Source organism: Burkholderia sp. Ac-20384 (assembly GCF_017104605.1).
In the GTDB taxonomy this organism is placed as follows: domain Bacteria; phylum Pseudomonadota; class Gammaproteobacteria; order Burkholderiales; family Burkholderiaceae; genus Burkholderia; species Burkholderia lata.
Genome location: NZ_JAAGPE010000185.1, coordinates 1 through 19,703 on the forward strand (window position 1 = coordinate 1; position 19,703 = coordinate 19,703).

The 19,703-nt window shown below is 67.6% G+C and carries 18 protein-coding genes, 1 pseudogene and 1 riboswitch; of the genes and pseudogenes, 8 read left to right on the forward strand and 11 right to left on the reverse strand.

What is annotated here, in order from left to right; genetic code table 11:
- The 4 genes from G3O00_RS27435 to G3O00_RS27450 all read left to right on the forward strand — a co-directional run.
- Positions 1-1,578 (forward strand): ExeM/NucH family extracellular endonuclease (locus G3O00_RS27435; protein WP_206144888.1); only part of this gene is annotated, 1,578 nt, incomplete at its 5' end.
- A 285-nt stretch (positions 1,579-1,863) separates the two neighbouring features.
- Positions 1,864-2,250 carry a DUF883 family protein gene (locus tag G3O00_RS27440; protein WP_011355880.1) on the forward strand — a complete coding sequence of 129 codons (387 nt, stop codon included), beginning with the start codon at positions 1,864-1,866 and terminating at the stop codon, positions 2,248-2,250.
- 64 nt (positions 2,251-2,314) lie between these two features.
- A complete protein-coding gene (locus tag G3O00_RS27445) occupies positions 2,315-2,899 on the forward strand; it encodes a YSC84-related protein (RefSeq protein WP_011355881.1) in 585 nt (194 codons plus the stop codon).
- Between the two features lie 236 nt (positions 2,900-3,135).
- The gene (locus G3O00_RS27450; RefSeq protein ID WP_041493358.1) at positions 3,136-4,188 is read left to right on the forward strand and encodes an AI-2E family transporter; all 1,053 of its coding nucleotides are present in this window, start codon (positions 3,136-3,138) and stop codon (positions 4,186-4,188) included.
- A gap of 43 nt (positions 4,189-4,231) precedes the next feature.
- Here the strand turns inward: G3O00_RS27450 and G3O00_RS27455 are convergent, their stop codons facing one another.
- The 6 genes and pseudogenes from G3O00_RS27455 to G3O00_RS27480 form a co-directional block, all read right to left on the reverse strand.
- Positions 4,232-4,747: a thioesterase gene (locus tag G3O00_RS27455; RefSeq protein WP_206144889.1), complete on the reverse strand. Its 516-nt coding sequence runs from the start codon at positions 4,745-4,747 to the stop codon at positions 4,232-4,234.
- 208 nt (positions 4,748-4,955) lie between these two features.
- Entirely contained in the window at positions 4,956-5,972 is a 1,017-nt protein-coding gene (locus G3O00_RS27460) for an NADP-dependent oxidoreductase (RefSeq protein ID WP_011355884.1), read from the reverse strand.
- 37 nt (positions 5,973-6,009) lie between these two features.
- Entirely contained in the window at positions 6,010-6,798 is a 789-nt protein-coding gene (locus tag G3O00_RS27465; RefSeq protein WP_206144890.1) for an SDR family oxidoreductase, read from the reverse strand.
- Positions 6,799-7,267: 469 nt separating this feature from the next.
- Positions 7,268-7,858, reverse strand: coding sequence for a phosphatase PAP2 family protein (locus tag G3O00_RS27470; RefSeq protein ID WP_206144891.1), 591 nt, complete (start codon positions 7,856-7,858; stop codon positions 7,268-7,270).
- Between the two features lie 81 nt (positions 7,859-7,939).
- Entirely contained in the window at positions 7,940-9,256 is a 1,317-nt protein-coding gene (locus tag G3O00_RS27475; protein WP_174931871.1) for an Nramp family divalent metal transporter, read from the reverse strand.
- Positions 9,205-10,257 (reverse strand): annotated as a pseudogene (locus tag G3O00_RS27480) (helix-turn-helix domain-containing protein). Before G3O00_RS27480 ends, G3O00_RS27475 begins: the two are co-directional and overlap by 52 nt.
- Before the next feature lie 495 nt (positions 10,258-10,752).
- On the opposite strand from G3O00_RS27480, the gene G3O00_RS27485 reads away from it, so the two are divergent.
- Complete coding sequence (locus G3O00_RS27485; RefSeq protein ID WP_206144892.1) at positions 10,753-11,676, forward strand: LysR family transcriptional regulator; 924 nt, start codon at positions 10,753-10,755, stop codon at positions 11,674-11,676.
- A gap of 98 nt (positions 11,677-11,774) precedes the next feature.
- On the forward strand, positions 11,775-12,176 hold the full coding sequence (locus G3O00_RS27490; protein ID WP_206144893.1) for an OsmC family protein: 402 nt from the start codon (positions 11,775-11,777) through the stop codon (positions 12,174-12,176).
- A gap of 102 nt (positions 12,177-12,278) precedes the next feature.
- Here the strand turns inward: G3O00_RS27490 and G3O00_RS27495 are convergent, their stop codons facing one another.
- Positions 12,279-13,160: a Dyp-type peroxidase gene (locus G3O00_RS27495; RefSeq protein WP_206144894.1), complete on the reverse strand. Its 882-nt coding sequence runs from the start codon at positions 13,158-13,160 to the stop codon at positions 12,279-12,281.
- Positions 13,161-13,650: 490 nt separating this feature from the next.
- Between G3O00_RS27495 and G3O00_RS27500 the strand changes: the two genes are divergently transcribed.
- Positions 13,651-15,513 carry an ABC transporter ATP-binding protein gene (locus G3O00_RS27500; protein WP_206144895.1) on the forward strand — a complete coding sequence of 621 codons (1,863 nt, stop codon included), beginning with the start codon at positions 13,651-13,653 and terminating at the stop codon, positions 15,511-15,513.
- Positions 15,514-15,721: 208 nt separating this feature from the next.
- Positions 15,722-16,435: a riboflavin synthase subunit alpha gene (locus tag G3O00_RS27505; RefSeq protein WP_174931867.1), complete on the forward strand. Its 714-nt coding sequence runs from the start codon at positions 15,722-15,724 to the stop codon at positions 16,433-16,435.
- Between the two features lie 14 nt (positions 16,436-16,449).
- On the opposite strand, the gene G3O00_RS27510 is transcribed toward G3O00_RS27505, so the two are convergent.
- From G3O00_RS27510 to G3O00_RS27525, 4 genes are all read right to left on the reverse strand, one after another.
- Positions 16,450-17,028, reverse strand: coding sequence for a hypothetical protein (locus G3O00_RS27510; protein WP_206144896.1), 579 nt, complete (start codon positions 17,026-17,028; stop codon positions 16,450-16,452).
- Positions 17,025-17,666, reverse strand: coding sequence for a shikimate kinase (locus tag G3O00_RS27515; protein WP_346779003.1), 642 nt, complete (start codon positions 17,664-17,666; stop codon positions 17,025-17,027). Before G3O00_RS27515 ends, G3O00_RS27510 begins: the two co-directional genes overlap by 4 nt.
- 70 nt (positions 17,667-17,736) lie before the next feature.
- The gene (locus G3O00_RS27520) at positions 17,737-18,978 is read right to left on the reverse strand and encodes a voltage-gated chloride channel family protein (protein WP_206144897.1); all 1,242 of its coding nucleotides are present in this window, start codon (positions 18,976-18,978) and stop codon (positions 17,737-17,739) included.
- Positions 18,979-19,057: 79 nt separating this feature from the next.
- Positions 19,058-19,161: riboswitch (Fluoride riboswitch) on the reverse strand.
- A gap of 70 nt (positions 19,162-19,231) precedes the next feature.
- On the reverse strand, positions 19,232-19,703 hold a 472-nt coding region (locus G3O00_RS27525), incomplete at its 5' end, for a chemotaxis protein CheB (RefSeq protein WP_277399323.1).

A 19,703-nucleotide genomic window follows, 5' to 3' on the forward strand; every position in this document is an offset into this window, starting at 1 on the left:
TTCCCGGAAGGCGTGTTCGTGTACGCGCCGGACGCGCGTGCGAAGGCCGGCGATCTCGTGCATCTCACGGGCCGCGTCGACGAGCGATACGGCCGGACGCAATTCACGCTGTCGGGCGGCGTGAACGTCTGCGCGCACGGGCAAAAGGTCACGCCTGCCACGCTCACGCTGCCGGTCGCCACGCTATCCGTGCTGGCCGCGCTTGAAGGCATGCGGGTGCGCCTGCCGCAAACGCTGACGGTCAGCAATACCCACGAACTCGGCCGCTACGGCAGCGTCGTCCTCAGCAACGGCCGGCTGCGCATCCCGACCCACGTTGCACCTCCGGTCGAAGCCGCCGCGATCGCGAACGCGCGCAACCGCATCGTGCTCGACGACGGTTCGAACCGCCGCGATCCCGCGACCGTGCGCTATCCGCCGCCTGCACTGAGTGCCGCCAACACGCTACGTGCCGGCTACACGGTACGTGGCGTCGAAGGCGTGCTCGAACTGCGCTACGGCGCGTGGCGGCTGCAACCGGTGGCCGGCGCGGCGCCGCTATTCGATGCCGCCGCGAACCCGCGTACCGGTGCACCGGCCCGGCATCCCGATGCCGACGTGCGTATCGTGTCGTTCAACGTATTCAACTATTTCAACGGCGACGGGAATGGCGGCGGATTCGATGCCCCGGCCAAGCGCGGCGCGAAAACGCCCGCCGCGTTCGCGCGGCAGGAGGCGAAGATCGTCGCGGCGTTGCGCGCGCTGCGTGCCGACGTGATCGGGCTGATGGAAATCGCGAACAACGGCTACGGCGACGCGAGCGCCGTGCAGCGTCTCGCCACTCAACTCGGCGACGGCTGGCACGTGATCGATCCCGGCACCGCGCGGCTCGGCCGCGATGCGATCGCCGTCGCGCTGCTGTACGACAGCCGCACGGTCGAGCCGATCGGGCGCGCCGCGACCGTCGCACTCGGCGGCCGGCACCGCCCGCCGCTCGCGCAGACATTCCGGCGCATCGGCGGCACGCGTGCCTTCACGGTCGCGGTCAATCACCTGAAATCGAAGAACTGCCCGAACGCGACCGGCGCTGATCGCGACCAGTCGGACGGCCAGGGCTGCTGGAACGCAGCGCGCACGCGAGCCGCCACACGCGTCGCCGACTGGCTCGCCACGTCGCCTGCTGGCACCGCGGCCGATGGCGTCCTGCTGATCGGCGACCTGAACAGCTACGCGAAGGAAGATCCGGTGCGCGCGCTCGAATCGCGCGGCTACGCGAACCTGGTCGCCCGCTTCGTCGGCGATGCTGCGTACAGCTACGTATTTCGCGGCGAAGCGGGCAGCCTCGACCACGCGCTCGCCACGCCGCCGCTCGCCGCGCGCGTGAAGGCCGTGCACGTCTGGCACATCAACGCCGACGAACCGGTCGCCCTGCAACCCGTGCCCGATTACAAAACGTCCGCGCAACGGGCGACTTATTACGCACCCGACGCATACCGGTCATCGGATCACGATCCCGTCGTGATCGACGTCGCGCTTGGCGATAGCGGCGCGTTCGCCACCTCGGGCACGAACCGTGCTCGTCGAACAAGCGTCGATTAGTGCATTTGCATCAGCACAAGGCCTGCAACGGCACTATTTACCTGATGGCCCTGGCGACGCGATATTTACCGGACCTTCACCGCGTACCGCAGCTCGATACGCCGCTTCGCCCGGAATGCGAATTTTTTTCAATCGCCGTGCCGCCCCGTGTGGCGGGGCTTCGCGGCAATCTTGCCGACGAATTGAAAATTTGTCTCGAAACAAAATCGGGCCAAGTGAATCACACAGGTTGCTGGGATTCGTCTTATCTTCAAATTTGCCTTGAATCGAAGGAGGATAAACACCATGGCGCTCACCGACTCGATCGAACACAAGCTGGACCGCGGCCTGTCCGACATTCGTCGCACGGGCCGGCGCGTGGGACGCACGACGCGCTCGGCGGCCCGCGACCTGCATGCCGATGTCACCGACGATCTGCGCGGGCTGGTCGACGAACTGGAAGATCTGCTGAAAAACGATGGCGACGGCGATATCGCCGCGCTGCGCAAGCGCGTGCAATCCCGGCTCGATGAAGCACGCAGCACGCTCGACCATGCGTCGGGCAGCGCGGTCGCCCGGCTGCGCGATTCGGCCGAACGCGTGTCGCAGGTCGTACAAGACAACCCGTGGCAAACCGCCGGCGTCGTCGCCGGCCTCGCGTTCGTTGCGGGCCTGCTCCTTGCCCGCCGTTGAACGGAGCCGGCCACCACGCGCCCGCCCCGTCCGTCCTCAATCAGACAAACGAAGGAGAAACGCCATGCAAAAAGCCTTTGCCATGAAAGCCGCCGCCGCCGTCCTGCTCGGCAGCCTCGCGCTCGCCGGCTGCACGACCACGCCCGACAAACCCGAGAACGCGTCGACCAGCGCGTCGAAGCGCCAGTCGATCGACGCCAGCGTCAACGCGACGCTGTCGCGCCTCTATTCGACGGTGCCGGGTTCGCGTGAACTCGTCGCGAAATCGCGCGGCGTGCTCGTGTTCCCGAACGTGCTGCAGGCCGGCTTCATCGTGGGCGGCCAGTCCGGCAACGGCGCGCTGCGCGTCGGCGGCAGCACGGTCGGCTACTACAACACGTCGTCGCTGTCGGTCGGCCTGCAGGCCGGCGCGCAGTCGAAGGCGATCGTGTTCCTGTTCATGACGCAGGATGCGCTCGACTCGTTCCGCAAGTCCGAAGGCTGGGCCGCAGGCGCCGACGCATCGGTCGCGGTCGTGAAGGTCGGCGCGAACGGCGCGGTCGACTCCAACACGGCCACCGCCCCGGTCGAGGTGCTGGTCCTGACCAACGCAGGCTTGATGGGCGACCTGTCGGTGAACGGCACCAAGGTCACGAAGCTCAATATCTGACGATGCGGCACGCGGCACCGCGCCGCGTTTGCTTCCCGGCAGCGCCGCGGCCTCGGCCGCGGCGTTTTCGCATGCGCCACCCGCAGCGGCTATGATGGCGGCACCTTTGCGGGCATACTCCGCTTCGGGCCGCCCCGCAGCGCATTTCGCCGCGAACCCGTGACGATCGTGAACCGATCGTGCGCGGGGCAACGAGATTCAATCAAACCACGCATCAATCTGCGCGAATGTCATCCATGGAAAGCGGACACGACCACCAAAAATTCTTCTATTTCCTGCTGGCCGCGGTCACCGTCGGACTCTGCTGGATCCTCGCGCCGTTTTCCGGAGCCGTGTTCTGGGGCACCATTCTCGCGATCCTGTTCCAGCCCGTGCAGCGCTGGCTCGCCGCACGCTTCGGCAAGCGGCGCAACCTGGCCGCGCTCGTGACGCTGTCGCTGATCGTCCTGATCGTGATCCTGCCGCTCGTGTTCGTCGCCGCGACGCTCGTGCAGGAAATCGCGTACGTGTACCAGGAAATCAAGACCGCGCAGCCGAACTATTCGCAATACTTCCAGGACATCATCCACGCGCTGCCGTCGTCGATCCAGCACCTGCTGCAGAAATACGGGCTGAGCAATCTGCCCGGCATCCAGAAGAAACTGACGGACGGCGCGGCGCAGATCAGCCAGCTCGCGGCAACCCAGGCACTCAGCATCGGCCAGAACACGTTCCAGTTCGTCGTGAGCTTCGGCGTGATGCTGTACATGGTGTTCTTCCTGCTGCGCGACGGCGGCGAGATCGGCCGCCGCGTGCGCCGCGCGCTGCCGCTCGACGACGAGCACAAGAACCTGCTGCTGGCGAAATTCACGACGGTCGTGCGCGCGACGGTGAAGGGCAACATCGCGGTCGCGCTCGTGCAGGGCGCGCTCGGCGGCCTGATCTTCTGGATCCTCGGGATCGAAGGCGTCGTGCTGTGGGGCGCGCTGATGGCGTTCCTGTCGCTGCTGCCCGCGATCGGCGCGAGCCTCGTGTGGGTGCCGGCCGCGCTCTATTTCCTGATGATCGGCGCGCTCTGGAAATGCGCGATCCTCGTCGCGTTCTGCGTGGGCGTGATCGGCCTCGTCGACAACCTGCTGCGCCCGATCCTCGTCGGCAAGGACACGAAGATGCCCGACTGGGTTGTGCTGATCTCGACGCTCGGCGGGATGGCGCTGTTCGGCATCACCGGCTTCGTGATCGGGCCGCTCGTCGCCGCGCTGTTCATGGCGAGCTGGGACATCTACGCACGCTCCGAACAGGGCGAATGATGCATGGCGTGGCCGCGTGCCACGCACCTGCCAACACGCGCCGTCACGGATGACGAATGCGAATCACGACGGGCGCCACGGCGCCCGTTTCCTCATCCGCCGCCAGCATCATCACGCCGCCATACGGACCCACGCGATACGTGCGACCCGATACCAGCGGCACGCTTCGATCGTCATGCGCATTGCGCCACGTTGCACGCACACGCGAAGCGACATCCGGCGCGAACGGCGCACCGTCGGGCCCGACCAGCGCCACATGGGCACCCGGCAAACGCCGGCCATGCGCATCGAATCGCAGCGTTGCCGCTGCCCCGCCGCGCGCCGTCTCTCGTCCTTCGACCGCCACGCCCGATCGTGCGTCGAGCGTCACGTCGTAGAGATCGACGAGCGCACCCGCGAACCGCACGACACCGCCTGACGCGGCGTGCCCGGCCGCCACCGCATTCGACATCGCGAACACCACGCCAAGCCCGATTGCGATCTTCCGCACGGCACCGGCACACCGCACCGTTCGATCGCGCATCGCCACCGATGCCGCCCGCTTCGCGTCGTTTCGCATGTTCCCTCTCCTCTGCCGCGTGACCAGAAAAAAAGACGGCGTGACGCGTCGGTCACGCCGCCTGTCTGCTGGCAATCACTTTAGGGAGAGACGTCCGGACAATATATGGGACAAGTCCGAAACTAAGACACGATCGATCGAACGCCCCGCGTTCGACACGCGCTCGCGGCAGCGTGCGAACGGCATCGCACGCCGTACCGCGGGCCGGTCACGCGTCGGGATCGACGCGCAGCACGAGCTTGCCGCGATGGTCGCCGTCGAACAGGCGATTCAGCACATCGGGCGCGTTCTCGAGACCGTCTGCAACAGTCTCCTCGGCCTTGAGGCGGCCGTCGCGCAGCCAGCCCGCGAGCGTCTGCACGGCCTCGCGACTCTTGCGATAGTCGAGGATCAGGAAGCCGCGCATCGTCAGCCGCTTCGAGATCAGCACGCCGACATCGTCCGCCGCGCGCCCGCTGTTGTAGTTCGAGATCACGCCGCACAGCGCGACGCGCCCGCCGATCACCATCCGCGACAGCACCGCGCGCATCACCTCGCCGCCGACATTTTCGAAATTCACGTGCACGCCGTCCGGCGTCGCCGCCTTCAGCTGCTGACGGAAATCGTCGGCCTTGTAATCGACGGCCGCATCGAAGCCGAGCGTCTCGGTCAGGTAGCGGCACTTGTCCGCGCCGCCCGCAATGCCGACCACGCGCGCGCCGTGGATCTTGCCGATCTGCCCGGCGATCGAGCCGACCGAGCCGGCCGCCGCCGATACCACGAGCGTCTCGCCCGGCTGCACCGGCGTGATGTCCGTCAGCCCGTAGTACGCGGTCAGCCCGCTCATCCCGCACGCGCCGAGCAGCGTCGGCAGCGGCAGGCCCGACGCCGCGGGCAGCTTCACGAGCTGCGCAGCCTGGTCGGCCGGCACGACCGCATAGTCCTGCCAGCCGACGAGCCCCTGCACGAGATCGCCTTCCGCGAACCCCGCATTGCGCGACGCCACCACGCGCCCGATGCCGAGCGCGCGCATCACCTCGCCGATCGCGACGGGCGGCAGGTACTGCGGCACGTCGCTCATCCACACGCGGTTGGTCGGGTCCATCGACAGGTACAGCACGCGCACGAGCACCTCGCCGTCCGCGAGTGCCGGTACCGGCGTCTCGACGAGCGAAAAGTGTTCGCGGCCGACCCGCCCTTCCGGGCGCGTCTTCAGCAGCAGTTGGCGGTTCACGGGTGTGGACACGATGTTCTCCTCCGGTCGTTGTAGTTCGGGATGCGCGTCAGACCGCGCACATGCCGCCGTCGATCACGAGTTCGGCGGCCGTCACGAAGCGGCTCTCGTCGGACGCGAGATACACGGCTGCGTGCGCGACGTCGTCCGGGTCGCCGAGCCGGCGCAGCGGAATGCCGCGCGCGAGCTTGCGCGTCGCGTCGCGTTCGCCGAGCGACTGGAACAGCGGCTCGACGATCCCCGTGCGGATGAACGCCGGGTGAATCGAGTTGCAGCGCACGTCGATCTCGCGGCGTGCGCAGTCGATCGCGACCGACTTCGTCAGCGATGCGACCGCCGCCTTCGACGCGTTGTACGCGGTGAAATCCGGCTCGACCTTGAACGCGGCGACCGACGAGATGTTGATGATCGAAGCGGGATGGCTTTCGGCCAGATACGACAGCGCATGCTTGCAGCCGAGCACGATGCTCTCGACGTTGATCGCCATCACGCGCCGCCATTCGTCCAGCTCGATCTGCGCGGGCGAGCCGATCGAGCCGACGCCCGCGTTGTTGACGAGCACCGACAGCCCGCCCATCGCATCGACCGCCTGCGCGAGCAGCGCCTGCCAGCGCGCTTCGTCGCGCACGTCCTGCGTCGCGGCGAACGCGACCGGCGTTGCGTGGCCCGCGTTGAGTTCCTGTGCGAACGCGTCGAGCACCGCCGCGTCGGCGATGTCGGTCACGAACACGCGCGCGCCCTGCTCGACCATCCGGCGCGCGATCGCGCGACCGAGGCCGCCCGCGGCGCCCGTGATGTATGCGCACTTGCCGGCAAGGCGCGAAGAAACGACTGTCATGTGACCTGCTCCTATCGTGAATCGTCGTCGCGGAACGCTGCCGAGACGGGTTTGCCGTGCCTGCCCCGGCCGCCACGGGCCGGTTGACCGTGCCTCGACATCACGCGAGGCGCCGCACGGTTTCCACGAGTATATCGAGAGGAACCTGACGCGTGCCGGACGGGCCGGGCAGCCTGCCCCGGTTGAACGACAGCCAGCGTACGCGAATGCCACCAATCGATGAAATGAATAATCGTTATGCCCGGTCATAGACAAGGTTCATGACCTTCGTGTGCCGGCGCGCATGCACGGGCCGGCGGCTCCCGCGAGTCGTGTCGACCGGCCGGCTCGTTGATTCACGGAATGACGGAGCGCTGCGTTCCGCGCAGACGCGACAGCAATCGGGAAGATGAACCGTGTGGAATCGTGCAACCGCCGGGAGAATGCCGGCGGCAAGAAAGCGGCGCCGGGGCGCCGCGACCGGCTATCGTCAGAATCCGTCGCCCGACGGCGCGCGCACGAACGCGCAGAGTTGCGGCGAGTGGGTATCGATCATCTGCTGGAACGGCGCACGATGCCCGTACGCGATGCCCGACACGAGCAGCAGGCAGACGGCCGCGACGCGCGGCGAGAACGCGCGCTGCCGTGCGCGGTCGTAGCCGCGCAGGAACAGCAGCGCGACCAGCGCGCCGAGCATCCAGCCGACGATCACTTCCGGAACGGTGTGCGAATGATCGAACACGCGCGCGACGGCGGTGACCGCGCCGACGGCCAGCCCGGCCGCGATGCCGGGCGCCTTGCCCGGCCGGAACGCCAGCCACAGCATCGACAGCGCGACGGTCCACACGGACGTCGACAGCATCGTATGGCCGCTGATCACGCGGAAATCGAATTGCGGCAGCTCGATGCCGCACCCGGCATAGAGAATCTTGGTGGCGCCGACGAGGCCCATGCCGGCGGCGAGCAGCACGCCCCAGCGGACGGCGAGGCGCCAGTCGGTCAGCGCGAACCACGCCGCGCACGTCAGCGCGATCGGCAAGGTCAGCGCGGCATCGCCGATGTTGCTGATTTCACTCCACATAACGGACTTCGGACGACGATCGAAAGGCCGCAGTTTACCGCATGCGCGCCGCGCGACTGTGTCAGCCTGTGACAGGCTGTATCAGCCCGCGACACCGGTAATCAGCAACAGGTTCGTGCCGGTGATGACGGCGAACAGCGCCCACGCGGCGATTTGCATCCCGCGCCCGATCGTGTGCTCGCCCATCGTGTTGCGATCGCTGACCGAGCGGATCAGCGGCCACATCGCGAACGGGAGCTGCAGGCTCAGCAGTACCTGGCTCCACACCAGCAGTTGCCCGACCGAGCCGTCGCCGAGCCACAGCACGCCGATCAGCGCCGGCACGAGCGCGAGCCCGCGCGTGATCAGCCGGCGCTGGTAGCACGGGATCTTCGTATGCAGGAAGCCGTCCATGATCACCTGGCCGGCGATCGTGCCGGTCAGCGTCGAGCTCTGCCCCGACGCGAGCAGCGCGATGCCGAACAGCAGCGCGGCCGCGCCGCCCGCGATCGGCGTAATCAGCTTGTAGGCCTGCTCGATGTCGGTCACGTTGTGCTGGCCCGTCGCGTGGAACGCCGCGCCCGCAACGACCAGGATCGCCGCGTTGACGAGCATCGCGACGAACAGCGACACGAAGGTATCGATGCGCACCAGCGCCAGTGTGTCGCGGATCATCCCGCGCGCCCCGCCGACCACGCGCCGCGTCTGCACGACCGACGAATGCAGGTACAGGTTGTGCGGCATGATCGTCGCGCCGACGATGCCGAGCGCGAGCACGATCGCGTCCTTGCGGTCGTGGCCCGGATCGCCCGGCACCAGCCCGCCGACCACCGCGTGCCAGTCGGGCGGCGTGATCGCGACCTGCGCGACGAAGCAGAACGCCATCGTCGCGATCAGCCCAAGCACGATCGCCTCGATCTGCCGGAAACCCTTGCCCTGCAGGCCGAGCACGATCACCGTATCGAGCGCAGTCAGCACGATCCCCCACGCGAGCGGCACGCCGAGCAGCAGCTTGAACGCGAGTGCGCAGCCGAGGACTTCCGCGATGTCGCACGCGATGATCGACACTTCGGCGGTCACCCACTGCACGATGCGGCCGAACCGGCCGTAGCGGTCGTAGCTGGCCTGCGCGAGATCACGGCCGGCCACCAGGCCGAGCCGCGCCGCAAGCATCTGCAGGAAGATCGCCGCGAGGCTCGAGAACGCGACGACCCACAGCAGCGAATAGCCGAACTGCGAGCCGGCCTGGATGTCGGTCGCCCAGTTGCCGGGATCCATGTAGCCGATCGCGACCAGCAGGCCGGGGCCGAAGAAGCGCTTGAGCTTCAGCCAACGCGGCGCACCGGCATCGATCGTGATGCTGCCCTTTACTTCCGACGGGCAGAACGGGGCGGTGGCGGTAGTGGGAAGGAGGGGCATGGAAACCGGGGATCGAGATCGCGACAGCACGATTCTACGGGTATCCGCCCGGTTTTCTTCCGCGTGGCCGCTCAGGCGGCGCAATGCTCCCCGGTGCCGTCGCTGGCCCCGTCGCCCGCATCGGCCGGCCTCACGCCACGGGTGAGGATCCTTTCGCGCTCGGTGACGCGGAATTCGGTCGGCGACATCAGCATGCGCTGGCGAAACAGCTTCGCGAGCCGCTCGCCGCTGCCGAACCCGGTGCGGCGCGCGACTTTATCGGCCGGCAGCGTCGTGTGGACCAGCATGTGGCAGGCGCGCTCGAGCCGCACGTGCTGGACGAACTCGGTCGGCGTCACGCCGATTTCCTTCTTGAAGCGCCGCAGGAAATTGCGCTCGCTCATCGCGGCGGCCTGGGCGGCGTTCGCGATCGAGATGCGGTTCACGCTCTGCGCGCGCAGCCGCTGCGCCGACATCCGGATCGACGGGCTCGCGCTCAGCTCGCGAAAGGCCCACATCGACTGCGTATAGCGTTGCTCGACCGGTCGCAGCATGTTGCTGGCGATCTCCTGCGCGGCGCCGTCGCCGAGGTCGACGCGGAACATGTCGAGCACGGCGGCGAACACATCGGCTTCGCCGGCCTCCAGCTCGACCGTCGTGGCGCCCCGTCGCCCGCCCCGGCCCGGCCGCCCTTCGATCGCCGCCGACGGACGCTGCATGGCCGCCAGCGTGGGCAGGTCCATCCCGTCGACGATCCAGCGCGCATGACGGCGAATGTCCGTGAGGCGACGCTGCAATGCGTCATCCCAGTTGACGGCCGCGCGGTCACCGTGGAGATGAAAGAACGCGAGCGCGCGGCGGCTGTGCTCGTCACCGAGCGGATCGGCCGCGATGCTCACGCCGGAGGACGACTGCAACAGCCCCCCGCTTTCGGACACGTACTTCAGCTGGTAGTCAGCACTGTATGCGTGCAGGCGATTCGCCAGGTTGAAAGCCTCGCCAATACGCGCGGCCTGGGCCAACGAAAATCCCGTACTCAAATAGATAACGACCCATCTCTGATCTGCTGCATTCACTGGCCAAGCCCCCGACTTGTTCGACTTCTTCTAATACCGTCGAACTGTCAGGCTTATATTTGGTTTGAATGCGTGCGACAGGACGGCTATCCCGAAATATGAAGCGACGGCATCTTAGCCGAACGGGTCGCGCCTTTGGCGCGAAATGGCCGACGTGGACAGCATGATGGCGGATTACTACAGGCTGTCAGGGGTGACAGGCAGGCCTGCGCGGAATTACCCGGGCCGATATCGTCGATTATTGCGATTGTGTGCGGCGCAATCCGCGCATTTCATTGCGACTTATTGCGGCGGGTATCGAGATAAATGCACAACCGAATATCGGCTCAAACGATAACGGCGCTTATCCAATGGCATCGATCGCCACGCAGGAAAGCCCGCGTATCCGTTGCCTGCGCATCCTTTAGAATCGGTCCACCCTTCACCACGCCGCCCGCGCCCGTGCCCGCCGATCACCGTCTCGACCTGAACCTGTTTCGCGTGCTCGACGCCGTCTATGTACACGGCGGCATCGGCGCGGCCGCCCGCGCGCTGCACCTCACGCAGCCGGCCGTCACGCATGCGCTCAACCGGCTGCGCGCGCACTTCGACGATCCGCTGTTCGTGCGGCAGGGCAACCGCGTCGTCGCAACCGAGCGCACGCGTTCGATCATCGCGGACGTACAGTTGCACCTGAAAGGCCTGCAAGGCACCGCGCGCGCACCGTCGGCATTCGATCCGGCGACGCTCGACCTGAGCATCGCGGTCGGCATTCGCGACGTGCTCGAATCGATCGCGCTGCCGCGGATCGTCGCCGCGTTCGCCGACGAAGCGCCCGGCCTGCGGCTCGTGAGCCGCCGCATCGCGGTGGCCGACATCGAGCGCGAACTCGCATCGGGCAATCTCGATCTCGCCGTCGATCGCCGCGTGCCGACCGGCCCGCGCATCGCCACCGAACACCTGCTCGACGATTCGCTCGTCGTCGCGCTGCGCGCCGATCATCCGCTTGCGCGCGACCCGCTGCGGCGCGGCGACTATTTCGCGGCGCAGCATGTCGCGGTGTCGTCGCTCGGCGCACCGCAATCGCTCGACGTGCTGCTCGGCAACGACGGACGCTTCCGCGATATCCGGCTCACCTGCCAGCACTATTTCGCCGCATGCCAGATCGCCGCGACCGGCAACCTGCTGGTCACGCTGCCGCACACCTATGCGTTGCGGATGGCCGCGCTGCTGCCGATCGTCGTGCGGCCGCTGCCGTTGCGGCTCAAGCCGTTCCCGCTCCTCGCGTACTGGCACGAGTCGCGCGACGCCGATCGCCCGCACCAGTGGGTGCGCGAACGTATCGCCGCGCTCGTGCGCAGCAGCGCCGGCGCCGCCGACGCGTAGCCGCCCGGCGCGCGTCGTCACGATCGGGACGGTATGCTGGCGGCTGCACGCCGCCACGCGGCGCCCGCTTCCTTCTTATTGCTGACCGGAGACTTGCCATGTCGCTCATCCATGCCGCCGCCGTCCTCGACGCCGATGCGCCCGACTACGTCGTCCAGCTGCAGGCCGGCACACATGCGCTGACCGGCGATGAAGCGCCGCGCGAAGGCGGCCAGGATCGCGGGCCCGCGCCGTACGAATTCGTGCTGGCCGGCCTCGCACAATGCACGGCCGCGACGCTGCGCATGTATATGCAGCGCAAGACGTGGCCGGCCACACGCATCAACGTGCGCACCGAGCTGCATGCCGATCGCGACGGCACGCAGTACGTGCGCCGCGTCGTGACGCTCGACGGCCCGCTCGATGAAGCGCAACGCCAGCGCCTCGCCGAAATCTGCGAGAAGACACCGGTCACGCAGTTCATCAAGCGCGGCACGCGGATCGACACGACGTTGAACTGACACGCAACGCACGAAAGCACGCGGCGCACGATCGCCGCGCAAAAAGAAACGGGGGGCCGCGCACGATGCGCGGCCCCCCGTTTCGTCGAACCCGTCAGGCGCTTACAGTCCCAGCGCGGACAGGTCGAGCTTGCCGTCCTTCAGCGGCGGGCACCAGAAATACGCACCCGTCAGCGGCCGCGTGAAGCGGAACAGGCCGTCGACAATCCCGTCATCCGCGCCGCTCATGCGGCGCATCTGCACGTCGAACGCACGGAACGAGCAGCCGAACGCGACGAAGTAGAGGCCCGCGCGACGCGCGTCCGACCACGGCGACGAACGGCGCAGCATGAACGCCTCGGGCTCGAAGCTTTCCTGCGCGGTGCGCTTCACGTGCGCGAACTCGGGTGCGTCGTCGAGCTCTTCGTTGTCCGAGCGGCGACGCCCGATGATGTTGTCCATGTCGCCCGACGGAATGCGCTCCATCTGGTCGAAGTCGTGCAGCCATTGCTGGACCGCGACGAAGCTCGCCCCGTCCAGCCCCGCGCCCTGCCCCGTCACGATCGCCGCGGCCACCGCGTCGTCGCCTTCCGGGTTCTCGGTGCCGTCCTCGTAGCCGGACAGGTCGCGGTCGTTCGAATAGCGGAAACCATCGACCGCATCCTGCAGCGCGAACGCCGGTGCCAGCGCGCGCTCGATCGCCCGCGCGCGCAGCACGATCTCGCCACGGTCGCCGCCGCGCAGCCAGACCCACACGTCGGCCGGCGTCGCCGGCAGCGTGCGGTCCTTCACCGCGAACGCCGGGAATTCGGTCAGGCCCGGCACCGGGCGCCCGAGGTGCGCCGCCAGCGCATGCCCGAACCCGACCACCGTGTCGCGTCCGTCGACGATCTCGCGCAGCGCGGCCAGCGCCGCCGCCACATTGCCGTCATTCGACATCGTGAAAGTGAGGTATCGGGCCGCCGTATCGATCGGGGTCAGGATGCCTTGCTGAACGTCGCTCATCGTTTCCTCAGGAATGTATCGTGGTGAATCTGCGAGGGCCGCGGCGGCGGGCGCCGCAGACGCTGAAGTGTAATCGATGCGTGTGCCGGCCCTTGCGCTGCCGCACTGGGGAAAGGCCGCAAAGGAAGGGCCGAAACCCTGAATACTAACCGTATCGACGCTGCAACGCCGCATTCGTCAGACGTTGCGGCGCGCCCGACACTGCTGATAGAATCTTTTCACGTCTTTTCGGCGTCCTTTCAACCGTTCACTTCAGGGGAGGTGCAGATGTTCCGAATGCCAGCAACCTTCCCGAACGTGGTCCCACGGCGCAGCTGATCCAGCCCGCCGTCCGCGCCGGCTCCCGAGTTTTCCGCTAACCCGTCAGCCGCGCCGTTTCCCGACAGCCCGTTTCGTTTTCCGCCCGCGATTTTCGCGCGGCCCGGCTGTTGCGTTTTCGATGTTCTCCGAACCGGAAAGTCCCGTCGCGCGATGCGCCGGGCAACGATAAATGACCAGAAAAACCTCCCATCTGGGCGGCCAGGCATTCCAGGCCGTCTTCGGCTTCACCTTCCGTTACTGGCGCAAGCAGCCGGCCCGCACCGCCACGGTCGCGAGCCTCGCGCTGCTCGCCGCGCTCGCCGACGTGCTCACGCCGCTGTTCGCCGGCCGCCTCGTCGACGCACTGTCGACCGGCCTGACCGACCGCGCCGCCGCGTGGCATGCGGCCCTCGTCGCGTTCGGCACGCTCGCCGCGCTCGGTCTCGGCGCGACGGTGCTGCGGCAAGGCGTCTACCTGAACATCATCACGCTCACGCTGAAGATGATGAGCGAGATCGCGGCCGCGTCGTTCCATCGCGTGCAGCGCTTCTCGACCGACTGGCACGCGAACAGCTTCGCGGGCTCGACCGTGCGCAAGATCACGCGCGGGATCTGGGCACTCGACCTGCTGAACGACACCGTGCTGATCGCGCTGCTGCCGTCGGTCACGATGCTCGTCGGCGCCACCGTGCTGCTCGGCACGCACTGGCCCGTGATGGGGCTCGTCGTCGGCGCGGGTTCGCTGCTGTACATCACGGTGACAGTGGCGGTGTCGCTCGGCATCGTCGCGCCGGCTGCGCGGCTCGGCAACCTGTGGGACACGCGCATGGGCGGCGCGCTCGCCGATGCCGTGAGCTGCAACGCGGTCGTCAAGGCGTTCGGCGCGGAAACCCGCGAGGAAGCGCGGCTCGCCCGCGTGATCGGCAAGTGGCGGCAACGCACGCGCCGCACGTGGGTGCGCGGCACGTTCAACGGCGGGTTGCAGGGCGCGATGCTCGTCGCGATGCAGGCCGCGATGATCGGCGTCGCGCTGCGGCTGTGGGCGAACGACGAGGCGAGCGTCGGCGACATCGCGTTCGCGCTGACGATGTTCTTCATGCTGCAGGGCTACCTGCGCGACGTCGGCATGCACATCCGCAACCTGCAGCGCTCGGTGAACGACATGGAAGAACTCGTCGCGCTCGAACGCCAGCCGCTCGGCATCGACGATCGTCCCGGCGCGCCGGCGATCCGGATCGGGCAAGGCGAGATCCGCTTCGAGCACGTGACGTTCCGCTACGACAACCATCCGGTGCCGCTGTACGACGATTTCTCGATGCGGATCGCGCCGTGCGAGCGCGTGGGCCTCGTCGGCCACTCTGGGTCGGGCAAGACGTCGTTCATCAAGCTGATCCAGCGCCTGTACGACGTGTCGGGCGGCCGCATCACGATCGACGGCCAGGACATCGCGCAGGTGCGACAGGATTCGCTGCGCAGCCAGATCGCGATCGTCCAGCAGGAGCCCGTGCTGTTCCACCGCACGCTCGCGGAGAACATCGCGTATGCGCGCCCCGACGCGAGCCGGGCCGACATCGAGCGCGCCGCGCGGCTGGCCAGCGCGCACGACTTCATCGCCACGCTGCCGGACGGCTATGACACGCTCGTCGGCGAACGCGGGATCAAGCTGTCGGGCGGCGAGCGCCAGCGGGTCGCGATCGCGCGCGCGTTCCTCGCCGATGCGCCGATCCTGATCCTCGACGAAGCCACGTCGAGCCTCGACAGCGAAAGCGAGCTGCTGATCCAGCAGGCGATGGAGCGGCTGATGGTCGGCCGCACGACGCTCGTGGTCGCGCACCGGCTGTCGACCGTGCGCGCGCTCGACCGGCTGCTGGTGCTCGATCGCGGCAAGGTGATCGAGGAAGGCAGCCACGACGCGCTGATCCGGATCGACGGCGGCATCTATCGCCGGCTGTTCGAGCGGCAGGCGCTGGAACTCGCGAAGGGGCTCGCCGATTCGCCGCGACGCACGGCGGACGACGCTGCCGGGCCGCTGGGCGAACCGGCCGAGGTGTGATGCAAGCGTGTCGCAACGCGCGCCGGCGGTGCGGTCATCACCGCCGGCGCGTGCCGATAAACGGATCCGGATCGAGGCCGTGCCAGGTGCACGGCCTTTTTTTGCGCCCGCGCCTCACGCCTGCCGCCCCGACGCCGCGCGCCGCAAGGCCGGCGCGTCCGGGATCACTTATCATGTCGACCAGGAAATTTGCGACTAGGGATCGACCATGTTTACAGGAATTGTCCAGGGCGTTGCCACCATCAAGACCATCGCCGATCACGGGGAACTGAGAACCTTCAGCATCGAATTCCCAGAGCGTTTTACCGACGACATCGAGATCGGCGCCAGCGTGTCGGTCGACGGCGTCTGCCTGACGGTGACGACCATCCATTCGCCGGAGCTGATCGACTTCGACGTGATGCTGCCGAGCCTGCGGATCACCACGCTGGCCGATCTCGCAACGGGCGGTCACGTCAACGTGGAGCGGGCCGCGAAGGACGGCGCGGAGATCGGCGGGCACCCGCTGTCCGGCCATGTCGACTTCACCGGGACCATCCGGCACATCGCGATGTCCGAACATAACCGGATGGTGCGCATCGGCGTGCCGGAGGCGTTCAAGCGGTATGTGTTCGCAAAGGGTTATATCGCGATCAACGGCTGCAGCTTGACGGTGTCCGACGTCAACCGCGAAGAAGGCTGGTTCGATGTCTGGCTGATTCCCGAAACGCGCCGCGCGACGACCTTCGATGCAAAGGGCGTCAACGACACGGTCAACATCGAGATCGAGCGCAGCACGCAGGTGGTCGTCGACACGATCCGGGAAGCGGTCAAGGAAACGCTCGGCGAACTGAACGGCGTCGTCACCGCATTGCTGGCGGAAAAAGGCATCGATATCGAGGAGCTGCTGGCGCGGCATGTCGCGCGGCTGCCGAAGCAGTAACGGGTGCCGGCACGCTAGGTGATCCGCTGGATCACCGAGTACCGGCTGCCGTCGGAAAACACCTCGACCCACGGCTCCGATTCCTCGAACGTCCAGAGGACAAGATCGAGGTCGATCAGTGCGTCGTCGTCGGGCCAGGGCATGTTCCACCCGCCCGCGACGGCGACCACCCCGCCCGTGTAGAGCGGGCATTGCGCCATCCACTCACGCTCGTAGTCGTGCGCCGCGACGCCCTTGAAGTTGCTGTTCAATCCCCAGTCGCGTTGCCAGCCATGCGCGTCGAGATAGGTGTCGATCGCAGCGGAGCCGAAGCGGAACACCGCGTCGATCGGCGGGAGCGATGTTGCGTCGGATCGGTACAGTGGGCGTTCGGACTGGACAGGTTGCGCGGCGGTTTCCACGCGGCCTGATGTCCCATCCTCGTCGAGATACACGTTCAGCCACGTGCCGTCGCGCTCGACGGAAAGGCACAATGCGCCCGCTTCGATGCCATGCCAGTAGCCGGTGACCGGTTCCCCGTCTTCCGCGAAACGGTATTGATGGCATGGCCTGGCGAGGTGCTGCGCTTCGGTCAGAAAGTTTTCCAGCGTCATTGAATGTCGTCCTCCCGGTTTCCGGCGCGTTGTTGAGTACAGCATGAATGCGTCGGGCGACCGCCCGCAACCGGATGCGGACCGTGTTCACCCGACGGCATCGACGCCACGATGAAGCGTTCGATGTCGGCCGCCACCTGTTCGGGTGGTCCGTCGCTCTCAAACCGCTTGCAGTTCAGGCGCATGAACGCAGGGAACCGATCACGGATCTTGCGCATCTCGTCGGCTTCGTTCGCATTCAGATACGGCCGGGACATTTGCCGGCCCACGACCAGTTTCGCGCAGCGTTCGAGATCGAACGACGGCAACAGGAGCGCGGTGAATCCGTCCGCCTCGATGCCACGGCGAAGTGCCGGGTAGGTCGGCGCAACATTGTCCGGATACAGCATGAAACCGGACGAAACCGCGCAGATCGTGGGCGCCGACATGTCGCGCTCGAGTTGCTCGTACAGCCGGACGTTGTGCGATGCGTACTCGGCATAGCCACGATCCCGGATGAACTCGGCGATGTTCCCGTGCGCGGCGAGGAAGCATTGATCCACATCGACGAACCGCCAGTTCAGGCGCGCCGCGACGAGCGCCCCGACCGTGGTCTTGCCGGCGCCGCCCGGCCCGATCAGATGTACCCGCAACGACACGCTCCCCTTCCGACATCGCATGCGTCACGCTCCCGAAGGAGCCGCGGCGAATCCGCCTTCCGCGCCCGCCTCACTCCGCCTCCGCCTGCGCGCCCTTCCCCACCGCCACACGCTGTGCGCGATAGATCCCCGCGTGCCCCGAGAACAGATATGCGACGACACACGCGACGATCGCATACACGCCGATATCCGCGCCGAACAGTTCGATCGCCATGATCGTCGACGCGATCGGCGTATTGGCCGCACCGGCGAACACCGCGACGAAGCCGAGCCCCGCGAGCACGGGTACCGGCAGCGCCAGCACCTGGCCGAGCGCGTTGCCGAGCGTCGCGCCGATGTAGAACAGCGGCGTCACTTCGCCGCCCTTGAACCCCGACGCGAGCGTGACGACGGTAAACGCGAACTTGCCCGCGAAATCGTAGAGCGGCAGCGGGCCGTGGAACGCCGCCTCGATCGTCGGGATGCCGAGGCCGAGATACTGCGGCACGTTCAGCGCGGTGGCGGCCGCGGCGACCAGCAGGCCGCCGAGCACCGGCTGCAGCGGCGCATAGCGGACGACGCGCCTGAACCACGCGGTCAGCGCGTGCGTCGCGAACGCGAACAGCCGCCCGACCACGCCGAACGCGATGCCCGCGACGACCGTCACGGCCAGCCCCGTCGCCGACACGGCCGGCACGAACGGAATCGCATAGGCCGTGTGATGCACGCCCCACGCGCGGCAGACGACGTCCGCGACGATCGCGGATGCAACGCAGGTCAGCAGCGCGTCGTACCGCACGCGCCCGATCGCGAGCACTTCGAGCCCGAACACGGCGCCCGCGAGCGGCGTGCCGAACACCGATGCGAAACCGGCCGCGATGCCGCCCATCAGCAGCACGCGGCGATGCTCTCGATCGAGACGGAACACGTGCGTGATGCGATCGGCGAGCGCGCCGCCCATCTGCACGGCCGTGCCCTCGCGGCCGGCCGAGCCGCCGAACAGGTGCGTGACGACGGTCGCGACGAGCACGAGCGGCGCCATCCGTTTCGGCACCAGCGCCTTCGGGTCGTGGATCTCGTCGATCAGCAGGTTGTTGCCGCGCGCGACCGACTGGCCGAAGCGATGGTAGATCCAGCCGGTTGCGAAACCGGCGGCCGGCAGCCCCCACAGCAGCCACGGATGCGCGACGCGCGTGCCGGTCGCCCAGTCGAGCGAGATCAGGAATAGGGCGGAAGCCGTGCCGGCCAGCGTGCCAAGCAGGGCCGAGAGCGCGAGCCAGCGGCACACATAGCGCACGGTCGCGAGAAGATCGGCAGAAGTCGTGAAAAACATGATTTCCAGATTCGACGGAACATCAAAACCTGGGCGGCAGAAACCCGCATGGACGGCCTGCGACCTCCTGACGACCCAGGAACACGCAGGCATCATCAGCCGGGCTAACCGGCGGTTGAGGGCCGCACCGCGCACAACGCGCCGCATACGACCGCAGGGAGGCATGCCATCTCCGCTGGCCGCCATTGTACGCGACGCCCCGCGCCGCCCGCAATGCGGCCACGGGACGGCGCCGCGCGCCCCCAGGACGCCGTCAGTCGCGCAGCGGGCGCGTGATGCGCGAGATCAGTTGGGGCGCGATCCGCTCGAGCGGCAGGATCGCCGACGCCGCGCCGATCGCCGCGGCCGCCTTCGGCATCCCGTAGACGGCGCTGGTCGCCTCGTCCTGCGCGATCGTGTAGCAGCCCTTCGCACGCATCGCCTTCAGGCCGAGCGCGCCGTCGCGCCCCATACCCGTCAGCAGCACGCCGAATGCCTCGCCCTGCCAACCGTCGGCGACGCTGTTGAAGAACACGTCGATCGACGGCCGGTACGGCGTCTCGACCGGATGCCGCGTATAGCCGAGCACGCCGCGCGGCGACAGGGTCAGGTGATCGTTGGTCGCCGCGAGCAGCACCTCGCCGGCCTGCGGCACGCTGCCCTGCCGCGCGACGCGCACCGGCAGCCGCGTATAGCCGTCGAGCCACTCGGCCATCCCGAGCGCGAACGCCTGGTCGACGTGCTGG